The following is a 14,349-nucleotide window of genomic DNA, read 5'->3' as shown; positions in this document are numbered from 1 at the left end:
CGGGGCAGGCGCCGGGCCGCGGCGCGGCACGTCCGCAGACCGGCGGCGGTGGCCGGCCGGCCGGCGGCGGCGCCTCGCGCCCGCGCGGCTCGGGCGGCCAGGGGGGCGGCGGCAGCGGCCGCCGTTGATCCAGCCCCCTGGGCACCGCCATTGGGTGGTGCCACACTCGCGGGAGACTCTGGCCTTGGCCCCCTCCCGATGAGCCTGCAGATCGACTTCCTCGGTGCCGCCGATTGCGTCACCGGCTCGCGCCACCTGATCGACTGGAACGGGCGGTGCGTGCTGCTCGACGCCGGTCTGTTCCAGGGCTTCAAGGTCCTGCGCGAGCGCAACTGGGCGCCACCGGGCTTCGATGTGCGCTCGCTCGACGCCGTGGTGCTCAGCCACGCCCACCTGGACCACAGCGGCTGGCTGCCGGCCCTGGTGCGCCACGGCTACCGCGGCCCCATCTACAGCAGCCCCGCCACCCGTGACCTGGCCGAGGTGCTGCTGCTCGACGCCGCCCACCTGCAGGAAGAAGACGCACGGCGCGCCAATCGGCATGGCTTCAGCCGCCACGCCAAGGCGCTGCCCTTGTTCACCCAGGCCGACGCCCGCAGCGCGATGAAGCAGTTCGTCAGCGTCACGCCGGGCCGCGCCAAGTCGCTGGGCGGCGGTCTGGCGCTGCAACTGGTGCCCGCCGGCCACTTGCTGGGCGCCTGCAGCGTGCTGCTCAGCCAGTCCGGCGAGCGGCTGCTGTTCTCCGGCGACCTGGGCCGCCAGGCGGACCTGCTGATGCCGCCGCCGGCCAACCCGCCCGAAGCCGATGTGCTGCTCATCGAATCCACCTACGGCAACCGCCTGCACCCGCAGGAGGACGACGTGGCCCGCCTGGGGGCGATCGTGCGCGACACCATCGGCCGCGGCGGCTCGGTGCTGCTGCCGGCCTTTGCCGTCGGGCGTGCCCAGGCCTTGCTGCTGGCCCTGCAGCGCCTGAAGAGCCACGGCGAGATCCCGGCGCGGCTGCCGGTCTTCCTGGACAGCCCGATGGCCATCGAGGCCACCGAGCTCTACCGCCGCCACCGCCAGCTGCTGCGCGTGCCCCAGGGCGAAATGGCGCGGCTGGTGGAACACGTGACACTGGTCACCACCGGCGCACAGTCGCAGCGCCTGGCACGCTCGCAACAGGCCGGGCGCCTGCCGGCGGTGATCATCTCGGCCAGCGGCATGGCCACCGGCGGGCGGGTCCTGAACCACCTCAAGGCGATGGCGCCGGACCCGCGCCATGCCATCGTCTTCGCCGGTTTCCAGGTCGGCGGCAGCCGCGGTGCGCTGATGGTGGGCGGTGCGGCCGACGTGAAGATCCACGGCGAGTTCATCCCCATCCGCGCCCGGGTGGAGCACCTGTCGGGCCTGTCGGGCCACGCCGACGCCGACGAGCTGATGGCCTGGCTGCGCCACCTGCCGCGGCCGCCCCGCCAGACCTACGTGGTGCACGGCGAGCCGGAGGCGGCCGACGCCTTGCGCCAACGGATTGCGCGCGAGCTGGGCTGGGCGGTGCGGGTGCCACCGCAGGGCGGACGCTTTCTGCCTTGATGAGCCTGCCACTGGCCGACGGCCCCCTGGCCGGCGCCGCGGCGGCGCTGGGCGTGGGCCTGCTGGTGGGCCTGGAGCGCGAGCGGCGCAAGGGCGAGGGGCCCGATCGCCAGGCCGCCGGCATCCGCAGCTTCACCGTGGTGGCCCTGCTGGGTGCGCTGGCCCAGGGTCTGTCGCAGGCCCTGGCGGCGCCGGGTCTGTTGCTGCTGGGCGGGGCCATGGTGGGCGCGCTGGCGGTGGCGGCCTACTGGCGCAGCGCCGCACGCGACCCCGGTCTGACCACCGAGTTGGCGATGTGCGCGACCTACCTCATCGGCCTGCTGTGCATGAGCGCGCCGGCCTGGGGCGCCGGGGCCGGCGCGCTGCTGGCCCTGCTGCTGGCGGCGCGTGGCCGCCTGCACCATTTCGCCACCCGGGTGCTGACCGAGCATGAGCTGCACGACGGCCTGCTGCTGGCCGCGCTGGCCCTGGTGGCGGTGCCGCTGCTGCCGGCGGGACCGCAGGCCTGGCTGGGCGGCGCCGATCTGCGGCGCCTGGCCGCGCTGGTGCTGCTGATCCTGCTGCTGCAGGCGGTCGGCCATGTGGCGCTGCGCCTGTTCGGCGCGCGCACGGGGCTGGCGCTGTCAGGGTTCCTGTCCGGCTTCGTCTCCAGCCTGGCGACGATCGCCTCGATCGGCGCCCGGGCGCGCCATGGCGACGTGCCGCTGCGCGCCGCCCAGGCCGGCGCGCTGGCGTCCAGCGCCGCCACCTGGATCCAGTCCATGATGATCCTGGGCGCCATCGCCCCGCCGCTGGCCTGGCTGCTGCTGCCGGCGGCGCTGGCCGGCGCTACCGTCGCCTTGGCGCTGGTCGCCTGGCTGAGCCTGGGCGAGGCGCCCACCGAAGCGCGCCCGCCGGCGGACAGCGCGATGCTGCGGGTGCGCGAGGCCGCTGCGGTGGCCCTGATGATCGTCACCGCCACGCTGCTGCTGGGCGCCGCCGGGCGCTGGCTGGGCGAGCGCGGCGTGGTGGCCGGTGCCGCGCTGGCCGGCGTGGCCGACGCGCACGCTGCCATGGCCGCGCTGGGCGGCTTGTCCTCGGGTGGTCTGGCCCCGGGGACGGCGATCTGGGGGGTCTGGGCGGCGCTGCTGTCGAACAGCGCGGTGCGCGCGGTGGCCGCGCTGGCCAGTGGCGGCAGGCGCTTCGGCGCGCTGGTGGGGGTCGGCCTGGCGGCCCAGCTGGCCGCCGCGGCGCTGGCGCTCTACCTCAGATGAACTCGCCCTGACGCATCCACTTGGTGGCGACCCATTTCTCGCCAGCGATCACCGGCGCGCCGCCGTGCAGCGTGCGGGTGGCCGAGTGGGGGCGGTCGTAGCTGAAGAACACCGCGTTGCCCTTGCGCGGCGCCACGTACAGCCCGGCGTCCGGGAAGGTGGTGCCGCCGCCAGCCTCGGGCGTGTTCAGGTACATCACCAGCGTGCCCACGCGCTGGCCGCCGCGCGCCAGGATCGTGGCGGTGCCGGGGTGCGAAGGATCGAAGTAATCGTAGTGCGGCTCGTACTGCGCGCCCGGCCGGTAGTGCAACACCTGCAGCCCCTCGCCGTTCTCGACCGGCCAGTTCACCAGGGTGGCGATGCGCCGCTCGATGCGATCGCACAGCTCGTTCTCGGCGCGCTGGAAGAACATGCCGTCGCTGGTGCGCACGTCATTGACCTCGGAGCCGCCGGTCAGGTTGACCACGGTCTCGCTGCGCGCCATGCGCGGCGAGGCCAGCGCCACCAGCTGGTCGCACTCCTCGTCGGACAGGAAGCCGCCGAAGACCACCACCCGCGGCAGCTTGCTGGTCATCAGCACCTGCACCTGGCGGTCACCGGCCCACAGCACGGTGGGCTCACCGGCCAGGCTGGGCTCGGGCACCGCGGTGGCCTGGGGTTCGGGCTCGGCACGCCGGGCCACCTGGGTCGTCCGGGCCGGCGCCACGGGCGTGGGCGCCGGTGCGGCCGCCGAGGGGCTGGCCAGGTGCTGGGCCAGGGTGTCCTCGAGGGCGCGGATCGCCACGTCCTCGTTCCAGCCGGCGGCCTGCATCGCGGCCAGCACGTCCTCGGGACGGCAGCCGGCCTGGGCCTGGGCGATGATCCACTGGCGCAGCTGGGGCGTCACCGCCTGCTGGGCCGACTGTTGTCCGGTCGAGGTGCTCGCAGCCATGGACCGATATTGTGTCAGCGTCGGCGAAAAACCAGCCGTTTCTCGTCCGACACCCCTTGATCGAAGGCATAGCCGTCGGTGTCGAAGTCGCGCAGCTGCGACACCTTCTCCAGCCGGTGCTGGATCGCAAAGCGCGCCATCATGCCGCGCGCCCGCTTGGCGAAGAAGCTCACCACCTTCCACTGGCCGGCGCTCCAATCCTCGAACTGGCAGTCGACCACGCGGGCCCGCAGCGCCTTGCGCGGCAGCGCCTTGAAGTACTCCTGCGAGGCCAGGTTGACCAGCACCGGCGCCTTCTCGCGCGCCTGCCAGGCGTTGAGGTGTTCGGCCAGCTGCGTGCCCCAGTAGCCGTACAGGTCCCTGGCGCCGGGCGTGGCCAGGCGGGTGCCCATCTCCAGCCGGTAGGGCTGCAACCGGTCCAGCGGCCGCAGCACGCCGTACAGCCCCGACAGGATGGCCACGTGCTGCTGCGCCCAGCGCAGATCGTCCACGGCCAGCGTGCCGGCCTGCAGGCCTTCGTAGACATCGCCGGCAAAGGCCAGCGCCGCCGGCCGGCTGTTGTGCGGCGTGAAGCGGCTGCGCCAGGCGGCATAGCGCGCCACGTTGAGCTGGGCCAGCGGGTCCGACAGGTCCATCAGCGAGGCCACGTCCGCCGGGGTCAGCGTGCGCAGCACCTCGATCAGCGCGGCGGCCTGCGGCACGAAGGCCGGCCGGGTGGCCAGCGCCTCGACCTGCGGGTCCAGCGGGGTCTCGTAGTCCAGCGTCTTGGCGGGCGACAGCACGAAGAGCATCAGTCCTCCCGCTCGTCGTCGTCGGCGCCGCCCTGGCCCGGCGCCGCCCCCATCGCCTGGGCCCAGGTGCGCGCCGGGATGTGGCGCGACAGGCGCAGCAGCGCGCTGCGCAGCAGATGGGTGTCGATCTCGTGGCCGATGCCGCTGGCGATGTCGATCGTCGCATCGCCGCCGATCGCCGCCAGCCGCTCGATCGCCTGGCGGGCATGCTGGACCGGGATCACCGCGTCATCGGCGCCGTGGAAGAAGTGCAGCGTGGTCATGCGCGGCGCCAGCGTGGGCAGGGTGGCGTAGCGCCCGGCAAAGGCCAGCACGCGGCCGACCAGGCCGTCGTGGGCCTGGGCCAGCTCCAGCGCGCAGATCGCGCCCTGCGAGAAGCCCACCAGCGCGGTGGCCTGCGGGTCGACCCCCGTGGCCTGCTGGGCGGCGCGCACCAGATCCGACAGCGCCGGGATCACCGCGGCCACGCGCTGGGCCCGGTTGCCGTCGTTCGCGCCCAGGATCGAGAACCACTGCCGGCCGGCCCCCCCGCCCGGGATGCCATCAAAGGGCTCGAAGCCGTCGAAGGCCAGCACCGCGGACTGAGGAAAGGCCTGGTGGAGTTGCTCAGCCAGCGGCGCCAGGTCGGCCGCATTGGCCCCCACGCCGTGAAAAAGCAGGAAGAGTTGCTGCGGCGCGCCCTGCTCGGGCAGCCAGCGCAGGGTGTTGATGGTGTCATCCATGGCGACGATTGTGCCGCCGGCCCCGCGACAGCGCGTTCAGCGGGCTTGAGCGCTGCGTTCGGGCAGCGGCGGAAACAGGCGCTCGCCGTTGTCGAAGGCCACGGCCCGCGCGGTCTCGGGCGACAGGCCGCCCAGCCAGCGCCGGTAGTCGCGCATCAGGCCCGCGTAGGCCTCCCAGCGGCCGTTGACCCAGGTGTCGGAGCCGATCAGGAAGCGCTGCGGGTAGCGCTCGATCAGCGCCTTCCAGGGTGGGCACAGCTGGCCGTCGGCGCAGACCAGACCGGGCCGGTACGAGAGCTCGCCCACCAGGCCCGGGTAGCGCTCGAACAGCGCCGCCACGCGCTCGGGGGCGGCGCCGCCGTCGATGCCGGTGTGCGCCCAGACCATGCGCAGGCGCTGCGCAGCGGTGGGCGTGGCGGCCATCAGCAGCTCGACCGCGGTGTCGTCGCAGTGCGCCATCACCACCAGGCCACGCTGCTCGGCCAGGGCCATCAGCTGCTGCGCCACGGCGCCACGGGCATCGGCCGAGCGGTACAGGTGAAACTCGCCCAGACCGCGGAACGGGCCGGCGGCGGTGCCGCGGGCCAGCTCGGTCTCGACCATCGCGGCGATGCTCGGGTCCTCGAACCAGTGGTCGTAGTCCTTGCGGTCGCGGTACAGGCGCACCAGCGGCACCACGCGGATGCCGGCCTCGCGCAGGCCGGCGTCGCGCGCCAGCACATGGGTGCCCTCGTTGGGACGCGAGTTGGCCAGCAGCGTGCGCACGCCGGCCTCCTGCAGCCGGCGCCGCACGTCGGCCGGTGGATGCGGGCCGGCGCGGCCGTCCCAGGCCTCGACGTTGTAGTGCAGGTGAGCGTCGAACAGCGGCCCGCTGTAGTCGGCGGCCAGCACCGTCAGCGGCAGCAGCAACCAGGCGATGATCAGGCGGCGCATGGGCGGTCTGCGCTCAGCCGGCCAGCACCGCCCGGCCCACCACCACCCACAGCGCCAGCAGCGTGACGTTGCTCAGGCCGAAGACCAGGAAGCGGTGCATCACGCGGTTGTAGCTCAGGTGGATCAGGCTGTGCAACAGGCGCAAGCCCACATAGGCCCAGGCCAGCGGCGGCGCGGCGGTGGGCACCGGCGGCGTCACCCAGGCCAGCAGGCACACCACATAGAACAGCAGCGGCAGCTCCAGCAGGTTCATGTAGTTGCGGTTGGCCAGCAGGGCGCGCGCCGGCACCTGCGGGGACTCGCCCAGCGTGTACTCGCGCGGCGACACACCGCCGCGCACGCGGCTGAAGGCCACGTAGAGCAGCACCAGGCCGGTCCAGCCGGCCAGCACGAACACCGGGATCAGCAAGGCGGTGTCACGCATCGGGGGCTTGCAGAGGCTCACGCAGCTGGAACACATTGCCCTCGGGGTCCATCGCGTGGGCGATGATGAAGCCGGGGCCGGACCAGCGTTCGGCAAACAACTCGCCACCCAGTCGCTGGATCAGCGCGCCGGCCTGCGCCAGATCGGCCACGCTGAAGAAGAACTTCAGCGCCGTGTCCTCGCGCCGCTGCGGCGGCGTGGTGACGGTGATCTGTGCGGCGATGGGCGCGGGGATCGCATGCACCAGCAGCTGGATGTCCGCCGATTGCAGCACCCACAGCTCATCGGCCTGGTGCAGCTGGCGCATGCCGGCCACGGCCTCGTAGAAGGCCGCCAGCCGCGGCGCATCGACCGCGTAGATGAACAGGCCGGCGCGGGCGGGTCCGGACATGGCGTGCGGCTCAGGAGGGCCGGCAGCGGCCGGTGGTGACGGTGCGGCCGTCGTCACACTCGGTGATGACCGCGCGCGGCGGTGGCGCCGAAGCGGCCACGGGTGCGGCGCCGGCGCCCCGCGCGCGCAGCACCAGCTTGTGGGCGCCGCGGTCACAGCGGCCGACCTCACGGCCTGGGGCGGCCGGCTCGACGATGTCGATCTGGGCATCGGCCACGCCATTGGCACGGTAGCGGCCCAGCACCTGCTCGCGCAGGTCCTCGCAGCTGACCGCACCGGCCCAGGCGGGGGCCAGCAGCACAGCCAGGGGCAGGAGGCAGGCAGGGCGCATGCCGCGCATCTTAGCCGCCCCCGAAGCGCCGCCCCGAGCGCTCGCGCGCCTTGCGCGCCTCGACCTCGCGGTCCTTGGGCGGCGCGTTCGTCACCAGACCGGCGATCAGCGTGCGCGCGGCGGCGGCCACCTCCTCCACCGCACGCTCAAACGCGGCTTCGTTGGCCTGCGAGGGCACGGCAAAGCCGCTGAGCTTGCGCACGAACTGCAGCGAGGCGTCGCGGATTTCCAGCTCGGTGGCCGGCGGCTCGAAGTTGAACAGTGTCTTGATGTTGCGGCACATCGCAGAGCCCTCCAGCGCACAGGCTAGCGGAAATCCCGGCTGCGCGACGCCAGCCCCTGCAGCAGCGCGGTGTGGTCGACCAGACGCTTGGCAATCAGGTGGCACACCGCGCCCTCCTGCTGCCAGACGCCGTAGACGGTCAGCAGCCGCGCCGCCAGCAGCGGCCGGCGCTGGGCCAGCGCCACCTGCGGCCAGACGATCACGTTGATCGCGCCGGTCTCGTCTTCCAGCGTGACGAAGACCACGCCCTTGGCGGTCTCGGGGCGCTGGCGGTGCGTGACCAGGCCGCTGGCGCGCGCCAGCTGGCCGTGGCGGCAACCGGCCAGATCGGCGGCGCGCAGCACCTTGTAGGGCGCCAGCGCGTCGCGCAACAGCGCCAGCGGGTGGGTGGCGAGCGACAGGCCGGTGCGGCGGTAGTCGGCCAGCAGGGCCTCGCCCGCTGTGGGCCTGTCCAGTTGCGGCGGCTCGGGCTCGTCGGTGCGGGTGTCGGCCAGCACCGCGCCGGGGCGCGTGTCGATGCCGGCCACCGCCCAGGCGGCCTGGCGGCGGTGGCCGGCCAGCGCGGCCAGGGCGTCGGCGTCGGCCAGGGCCTGCAGTGCGCGGGCGTCCAGCGCGGCGCGACGGGCCAGGTCTTCGACGCTGTCGAAGGCGCGCTCGGCGCGTGCGGCCACGATGCGCTGCGCCACCGCCTCGCCCAGGCCGCTGATGCGCGTCAGGCCCAGGCGCACCGGCCACAGCGCGGCATCGTCCGCAGGCCGCTCCAGCGTGCAGCCCACCTCGCTGGCCAGCACGCACACCGGCCGCACCGCCACGCCGTGGGCGCGGGCGTCGCGCACCAGCTGCGCCGGGGCGTAAAAGCCCATCGGCTGGCTGTCCAGCAAGGCCGCCAGGAAGGTGTCCGGATGGTGGTGCTTGAGCCAGGCGCTGACCCACACCAGCAGCGCGAAGCTGGCGGCGTGGCTCTCGGGGAAGCCGTATTCGCCGAAGCCTTCGATCTGGCGGAAGATCGCCTCGGCGTACTCGGGCGCATAGCCCTTGGCCACCATGCGGCCCACCAGGCGCTCGTGGAACGGGCCCAGGCCGCCCTTGCGTTTCCAGGCGGCCATGGCGCGGCGAAGCTGGTCGGCCTCGCCGGGGGTGAAGTCGGCCGCCAGGATGGCCAGCTGCATCACCTGCTCCTGGAAGATCGGCACGCCCAGCGTGCGCTCGAGCGCCTGGCGCGCCTCGTCGCTGGGGTAGCTGACCGGATCCTCGCCGCTGCGCCGCTTCAGGTAGGGATGCACCATGCCGCCCTGGATCGGGCCCGGGCGCACGATCGCCACCTCGATCACCAGGTCGTAGAAGCAGCGCGGTTTCAGGCGCGGCAGCATGCTCATCTGGGCGCGGCTCTCCACCTGGAACACGCCCACCGAATCGCCGGCGCAGAGCATGTCGAACACCGCCGGGTCGTCGTGCGGCAGCGCGCTCATCGGGATGGCGGCGTGCTCGGGCGCCTCGCCCCAGCGCTGCAGCGGCCAGCGACCGGGCTGCTTGACGGCCAGCCAGGCCAGCGCGCGGCGGATGGCGCTGAGCATGCCCAGCGCCAGCACGTCCACCTTGATCAGGCCCAGCGCGTCCAGGTCGTCCTTGTCCCACTGGATCACCGTGCGGCCGTCCATCGCGGCGTTCTCCACCGGCACCAGGCGGGCCACGTCATCGGCGGCGATGACGAAGCCGCCCGGGTGCTGGCTCAGGTGGCGTGGGAAGCCGCGCAGCAGCAGCGTCAGTTCGGCCCACAGGCGCGACAGCGGCGCGTCGGGGTCGAAGCCGTTTTCGCGCAGGCGTTCCGGCGCGATCGTTTTGCCGTCAAACCATTGCTGCGAGCGCGACACAGCCTCGATGCGGTCGAGGTCAAAGCCCAGCGCCCGCCCCACATCACGCAATGCCGAGCGGCTGCGGTAGCTGATCACCACGCCGGTCAGCGCGGCGCGCTGGCGGCCGTAGGTGCGGTAGAGGTGCTGGATCACCTCCTCGCGGCGCTGGTGCTCGAAGTCGACGTCGATGTCGGGCGGCTCGTTGCGCTCGGCACTGATGAAGCGCTCGAACAGCAGCGTGTGGCGGCTGGGGTCGACCTCGGTCACGCCCAGGCAGAAGCACACCGCCGAGTTGGCCGCGCTGCCGCGGCCCTGGCACAGGATGCCGCGCGCGCGTGCCCACTGCACGACATCGGCCACGGTCAGGAAATAGGGCTCGTAGCGCAGCTGGGCGATCAGTGCCAGCTCGTGCTCGATCTGGGCACGGATGGCGGGCGGCACGCCCTGGGGGTAGCGGGTGGCGGCGCCGGCTTCGGTGCGAGTGCGCAGCCAGCTGGTGGGCGTGTGGCCGGCGGGCACCACCTCCTGCGGGTACTCGTAGCGCAGTTCGGCCAGCGAGAAGGCGCAGGCCCCGGCCCAGGCCACGCTGGCGGCCAGCCACTCGGGCGGGTAGAGCGCCTGCAGGCGCTGGCGGCTGCGCAGATGGGCCTCGGCATTGCCCTCCAGCGCCAGGCCGGCCTCGGCCACGGTGCAGCCCAGCCGGGTGGCGGTGAGCACGTCCTGCAGCGGCTTGCGCGCGCGGCTGTGCATCAGCACGCCGCCGGTGGCCAGCAGCGGCAGGCCGGTGGCGGCGGCCACGGCTTCCATGGCCTCGACCAGTTCGTCGTCGTGGCGGCGGTGCAGCAGCGGCACGGCCAGGCCACAACGCCCGGGGCCGAACCAGGTCTTGAGCCACATCGCCTGGGCGAACAGCGGCTCGAAGCGCGGCGGCTCGGCCGCATCGGCCGGCGGCAGCAGCAACGCGCGGCACTCGGGCAGGCCGGCCAGGTGCGGCGCGTGCGGCACCCGGCCCTCCAGGTCGGACGGATGGGCCAGGTACTGGCCCTTGGCGGCGCGCCGGCGGCACACGGTGATCCACTGCGACAGGTTGCCGTAGCCGCGCCGCGACTGCGCATGCAGCAGCAGCCGGGCGTGCGGCTGCGGCGCGGCGCCCTGCTTCGCGGCGGGCAGGTGCAGCTGCATCTCGGCGCCGATCACCAGATGCAGACCCAGGCGCTGCGCCTCGACATGGGCGCGCACCACGCCGGCCAGCGAGCACTCGTCGGTGATCGCCAGCGCGCTGTAGCCCAGCGCATGGGCGCGCTGCACCAGCTCCTCGGGGTGCGAGGCGCCGGTGAGGAAGCTGAAGTTGCTGCGGCAGTGCAGCTCGGCGTAGGCGGACAGCATGGGGACGACAGACCGGGGACGAATACTGTATATTCATCCAGTCTTTATCGCCAGCACCACTCACGGTACAAGCCCGCCATGCTGCGCCGCCGCCCTGCCCTGCTCGCCCTCGCCAGCCTGCTGCTGACCCTGGCCAGCGCGCTGCTGGGGGGCTGCAGCACGGCCACCCTGGTGGGCACCTGGTGCAACCCCGAGGGCAGCGGCTGCTGGGCCTGGGACCGCTTCTCGGCCGACGGCCGCTTCGAGGCCTGCGGCCGTGCGCTGGACGACCCACTGCCCTTCCGCGGCGCCGGCACCTGGACGGTGCAGGGCCAGCGCATGTGCTACCGGGTCGAGCAGGCCACGCCCAATTTCTGGCTGCCCCCGGGCCAGCGCTACTGCACCGACATCGTCGCGCTGGACGATCGGCAACACCGCTACCGCGACCTCGACACCGGCGCCGAGTTCACACTGCACCGCGTGCCCGACACCCAGCGCCACTGCCCCGATGGAGCCCCCGGATGAGCCTGCCCGATGCCGCCACCACCCGCCAGGTCCTCGAGCGCCACTGGGCGCTGGCCAACGCCCGCCAGTGGGAGGCGTTCGCCGAGCTGCTGGCGCCGGGTCTGCGCTACGAGGTGCCGCAGACCCGTGAATTCGCCGAGGGCGGCCACGCCTACCTCGAACTCTTCCGCACCTGGCCCGGCGATTGGCGGGCCGAGGTGCGCGACCTGGTCTGCGACGGCCCGCGCGCCGTCTGCCGCATCGACTTCCACGTCGACGGCCAGGTGATGACCGGCATCGGCTTCTTCACGCTGGACGCGCAGCAGCGCCTCACCGAGGCCATCGACTGGTGGCCCGAACCCTATGAGCCGCCGCCGCGCGCCACCGCGCTGCTGCGTCGCCGGCCATGAGGCCGCATCATCCTCCACGAGGGGGATGGCGCGATCCCGCCCGCGCACCAGAATGGGCTGCATGCGCCTGGAGCCCTATTTGTCGGTCGATGACCTGCCCTTCAGTGCCACGCCCGACGAGGTGCGCGAACGCTGCGGTCCGCCCGACCATGAAGGCATCAATGCCGTCGCGCTGCACGAGCTCGATTACGGCCACGTGGTGTTCCGCTTCCAGGCCAGCGGCCGCCTGGAAGAGGTCACCAAGCCGAGCGCGGTGCTGCACCTGGGCGCGCTGGCCGTGCCCTTCGCCACGCTGGAGAGCTTCATCGCCACCCAGGACCCGGACGCCTTCGTGCGCGCCGGCTACGTGGTCAGCCCGCGTTTCGGCCTGGCCTTCGTGCCGGGGCAGCCGCCCTGGGTCACCGCACTGGCCCGGCACTGCATCGCCACCTGGCGCGCGATGGCGCCCTGAGCCGGCCGCCTCGCGGGGGGCCACCCCTTGAGCCCGCCGCCGCGCTTCTTCGCCCAGGCCGCGGACTTTCGCGCCTGGCTGATGCAGCACGCCGCCACCGCGCCCGAGCTGGTGGTGGGGTTCTGGAAGGTCGACTCCGGGCGCCCCAGCATGAGCTGGCCCGAATCGGTGGACGAGGCGCTGTGCGTGGGCTGGATCGACGGCGTGCGCCAGCGCCTGGACGAGCAGGCCTACCGCATCCGCTTCACGCCGCGCCGGCCGGGATCGGTCTGGAGCGCGATCAACATTGCCAAGGCCGAGGCGCTGATCGCCGCGGGCCGGATGCAGCCGGCCGGGCTGGCCGCCTTCCAGGCCAGGCGTGAAGACCGCTCGGTGATCTATGCCTACGAACAGACCGACACCGCGCAACTCAGCCCCGACGAGCAGGCCCGCTTCCAGGCCCACAGCGCGGCCTGGGCCTACTTCAGCGCCTGCCCGCCGGGCTACCGCAAGACGCTGCTGCACTGGGTCACCACGGCGCGTCAGGCAGCCACGCGGGCACGCCGCCTGGACACGCTGATCCAGGCCTGTGCGCGCCAGGAGCGCCTGCGATGAACCCCGGCATCCCCCCATGTCGCAGCGCGCCGGGCGCAGCATCCGGTGCGACACTCATCGCCATGCCACTGCCCCCCATCCTGCGGCCCATCGGGGTCGGTCTGCTGCTCGACGTCGTGCTGCGCCTGGGCGCGGTCAGCGGCGCCGGCCTGGCGCTGCTGATGGGCAGGTTCCTGCTGGCCGCGGTGCTGGCGGCGGTGGCCCTGGGCATCACGCTGCGCCTGTGGCGGGCGCGGCGCCTGTCCCGGCCCGGCGCCCGCCGCCCATCGGCCTTTGTCCGCTGAGAGGAGCCCCCCATGGCCACGGTCAGACCCGGAGACGGCAGCGCGCTGCTGGTGGTGGACATGCAGGTCGGCGTGGTCGCCGATGCCTGGGACGCGGTCGGCGTGCTGGAGCGCATCCAGGGCCTGGTGCGGCGCGCGCGCAGCGACGGCGTGCCGGTCATCTGGGTCCAGCATGCCGACGATGGCCTGCCCCAGGGCTCGCCGGCCTGGCAATGGGCGCCCGAGCTGGTGCCGCTGGCCGACGAACCCCTGATCCCCAAGGGCCACAACTCCGCCTTCGAAGGCACCGCGCTGGACAGCGTGCTGGCCCGGCTGGGCGTGTCGCGCCTGGTGCTGACCGGCGCCGCCACCAACTGGTGCATCCGCGCCACCGCCTATGGGGCGCTGGACCGCGGCTACGACCTGGCGCTGGTGGCCGATGCCCACACCACCAGCCCGATGACGCTGGACAACGGCCGCACGATCGAGCCCGCCGGCGTCATCGACGAGCTGAACCTGGCCATGACCTGGCTGAGCTACCCCGGCCGCCGCAACAGCGCCCCGCTGGCGGCCGCCGTGGCCTGGTGAGCCCCCCCGCCGCCGATCCGCGCCAGCGCCTGGCCCGCCAGGCCGGCGCCTGGTACCTGGCGTTGGCGCTGGTGGCGCCGCTGGGCCTGGTGGTGGTGCCCGGGCGACTGGCCGGCGTGGACGATCCCGCCGCGCTGGCTGGGCTGGTGCGCGAACAGGCCCACTGGTTGCGTGCCGGCCTGGCCAGCGAGCTGCTGTACCAGTTGATCGAGGTGCCGCTGGTCCTGACGCTCTACGCCCTGTTCGCCGACCAGCACCGCGGACAGGCGCGGCTGATGGCGGTGCTGGGCCTGCTGCCCATCCCCATCGTCTTCGTCTCGATGCTGGGCGAAGTGGCCGCGCTGCAGTTGCAGTCCGACGCCGCCTGGCTGGCCGCCTGGTCCGACGAGCAGCGCCACACGCTGACGCAGCTGGGCCTGAAGCTGCACCACCAGGGCCTGGCACTCGCCATGCCGTTCTGGGGCCTGTGGCTGCTGCCGCTGGGCAGCCTGCTCACGCGCAGTGGCCTGGTGTGGCGCTGGGTGGGCCCCGCCCTGTGGGTGGCCGGTGGCGCCTATGTGCTGGACGCCGCGTTGCGGCTGCTGTGGCCCGCCCTGCAGCCCGCCTGGGCCGGCGCCCTGGCCGCCGGCCAGGCGGCCGAGCTGGCGGTGATCGCCGGCCTGCTGATGGCCCGCCCGCGCTGACACA

18 protein-coding genes are annotated in these 14,349 nt (G+C 73.5%); 9 read left to right on the top strand and 9 right to left on the bottom strand.

The genetic code is table 11. From position 1 onward, the window contains the following. Positions 1–204: 204 nt before the first annotated feature. Together KAK03_RS14160 and KAK03_RS14155 are read left to right on the top strand one after the other, a co-directional pair. Positions 205–1,575, top strand: a complete 1,371-nt coding sequence (locus KAK03_RS14160) for an MBL fold metallo-hydrolase RNA specificity domain-containing protein (RefSeq protein WP_210854608.1) — start codon at positions 205–207, stop codon at positions 1,573–1,575. Continuing rightward, positions 1,575–2,828 carry a DUF4010 domain-containing protein gene (locus tag KAK03_RS14155; RefSeq protein WP_210854594.1) on the top strand — a complete coding sequence of 418 codons (1,254 nt, stop codon included), beginning with the start codon at positions 1,575–1,577 and terminating at the stop codon, positions 2,826–2,828. Before KAK03_RS14160 ends, KAK03_RS14155 begins: the two co-directional genes overlap by 1 nt. Here the strand turns inward: KAK03_RS14155 and KAK03_RS14150 are convergent. From KAK03_RS14150 to KAK03_RS14110, 9 genes are read right to left on the bottom strand one after another with little or no spacing between them, the layout of a single operon-like run. Further along, complete coding sequence (locus tag KAK03_RS14150; protein ID WP_210854593.1) at positions 2,821–3,759, bottom strand: 2OG-Fe(II) oxygenase; 939 nt, start codon at positions 3,757–3,759, stop codon at positions 2,821–2,823. The two genes, KAK03_RS14155 and KAK03_RS14150, sit on opposite strands and share 8 nt — an antisense overlap. Before the next feature lie 14 nt (positions 3,760–3,773). Continuing rightward, positions 3,774–4,550, bottom strand: coding sequence for a peroxide stress protein YaaA (gene yaaA / locus KAK03_RS14145; protein ID WP_210854592.1), 777 nt, complete (start codon positions 4,548–4,550; stop codon positions 3,774–3,776). Then, positions 4,550–5,272: an esterase gene (gene ypfH / locus KAK03_RS14140; protein ID WP_210854591.1), complete on the bottom strand. Its 723-nt coding sequence runs from the start codon at positions 5,270–5,272 to the stop codon at positions 4,550–4,552. The genes yaaA and ypfH overlap by 1 nt, the downstream gene beginning before the upstream one ends. A 36-nt stretch (positions 5,273–5,308) precedes the next feature. Then, entirely contained in the window at positions 5,309–6,205 is an 897-nt protein-coding gene (locus tag KAK03_RS14135) for an amidohydrolase family protein (RefSeq protein WP_210854590.1), read from the bottom strand. A gap of 13 nt (positions 6,206–6,218) precedes the next feature. Beyond that, a complete protein-coding gene (locus KAK03_RS14130; protein WP_210854589.1) occupies positions 6,219–6,629 on the bottom strand; it encodes an MAPEG family protein in 411 nt (136 codons plus the stop codon). Continuing rightward, a complete protein-coding gene (locus KAK03_RS14125; protein WP_210854588.1) occupies positions 6,622–7,020 on the bottom strand; it encodes a VOC family protein in 399 nt (132 codons plus the stop codon). Before KAK03_RS14125 ends, KAK03_RS14130 begins: the two co-directional genes overlap by 8 nt. A gap of 10 nt (positions 7,021–7,030) precedes the next feature. Then, a complete protein-coding gene (locus KAK03_RS14120) occupies positions 7,031–7,351 on the bottom strand; it encodes a DUF1161 domain-containing protein (RefSeq protein WP_210854587.1) in 321 nt (106 codons plus the stop codon). 10 nt (positions 7,352–7,361) lie between these two features. Beyond that, positions 7,362–7,634 carry a DUF2277 domain-containing protein gene (locus KAK03_RS14115; RefSeq protein ID WP_210854586.1) on the bottom strand — a complete coding sequence of 91 codons (273 nt, stop codon included), beginning with the start codon at positions 7,632–7,634 and terminating at the stop codon, positions 7,362–7,364. Positions 7,635–7,657: 23 nt separating this feature from the next. Continuing rightward, positions 7,658–10,873, bottom strand: coding sequence for an error-prone DNA polymerase (locus KAK03_RS14110; RefSeq protein ID WP_210854585.1), 3,216 nt, complete (start codon positions 10,871–10,873; stop codon positions 7,658–7,660). A 78-nt stretch (positions 10,874–10,951) separates the two neighbouring features. Here KAK03_RS14110 and KAK03_RS14105 point away from each other — a divergent pair, with 78 nt between their 5' ends. The 7 genes from KAK03_RS14105 (at position 10,952) to KAK03_RS14075 (ending at position 14,345) form a co-directional block, all read left to right on the top strand. Further along, on the top strand, positions 10,952–11,377 hold the full coding sequence (locus KAK03_RS14105; protein ID WP_210854584.1) for a hypothetical protein: 426 nt from the start codon (positions 10,952–10,954) through the stop codon (positions 11,375–11,377). Further along, positions 11,374–11,766, top strand: coding sequence for a nuclear transport factor 2 family protein (locus KAK03_RS14100; RefSeq protein WP_210854583.1), 393 nt, complete (start codon positions 11,374–11,376; stop codon positions 11,764–11,766). Before KAK03_RS14105 ends, KAK03_RS14100 begins: the two co-directional genes overlap by 4 nt. Before the next feature lie 61 nt (positions 11,767–11,827). Further along, the gene (locus tag KAK03_RS14095) at positions 11,828–12,217 is read left to right on the top strand and encodes a hypothetical protein (RefSeq protein ID WP_210854582.1); all 390 of its coding nucleotides are present in this window, start codon (positions 11,828–11,830) and stop codon (positions 12,215–12,217) included. A 27-nt stretch (positions 12,218–12,244) separates the two neighbouring features. Then, complete coding sequence (locus tag KAK03_RS14090; RefSeq protein ID WP_210860742.1) at positions 12,245–12,811, top strand: YdeI/OmpD-associated family protein; 567 nt, start codon at positions 12,245–12,247, stop codon at positions 12,809–12,811. 62 nt (positions 12,812–12,873) lie between these two features. Then, positions 12,874–13,095: a hypothetical protein gene (locus KAK03_RS14085; RefSeq protein WP_210854581.1), complete on the top strand. Its 222-nt coding sequence runs from the start codon at positions 12,874–12,876 to the stop codon at positions 13,093–13,095. Between the two features lie 12 nt (positions 13,096–13,107). Continuing rightward, entirely contained in the window at positions 13,108–13,662 is a 555-nt protein-coding gene (locus KAK03_RS14080) for a cysteine hydrolase family protein (RefSeq protein WP_210854580.1), read from the top strand. After that, positions 13,659–14,345, top strand: coding sequence for a DUF4386 domain-containing protein (locus tag KAK03_RS14075; protein WP_210854579.1), 687 nt, complete (start codon positions 13,659–13,661; stop codon positions 14,343–14,345). The genes KAK03_RS14080 and KAK03_RS14075 overlap by 4 nt, the downstream gene beginning before the upstream one ends. Positions 14,346–14,349: the final 4 nt, after the last annotated feature.

It is taken from the genome of Ideonella alba (genome assembly GCF_018069845.1).
GTDB lineage: Bacteria > Pseudomonadota > Gammaproteobacteria > Burkholderiales > Burkholderiaceae_C > Ideonella > Ideonella alba.
The sequence above is the reverse complement of the archived record's forward strand: the minus strand, read 5'-3'. Positions and strand labels throughout refer to the sequence as shown.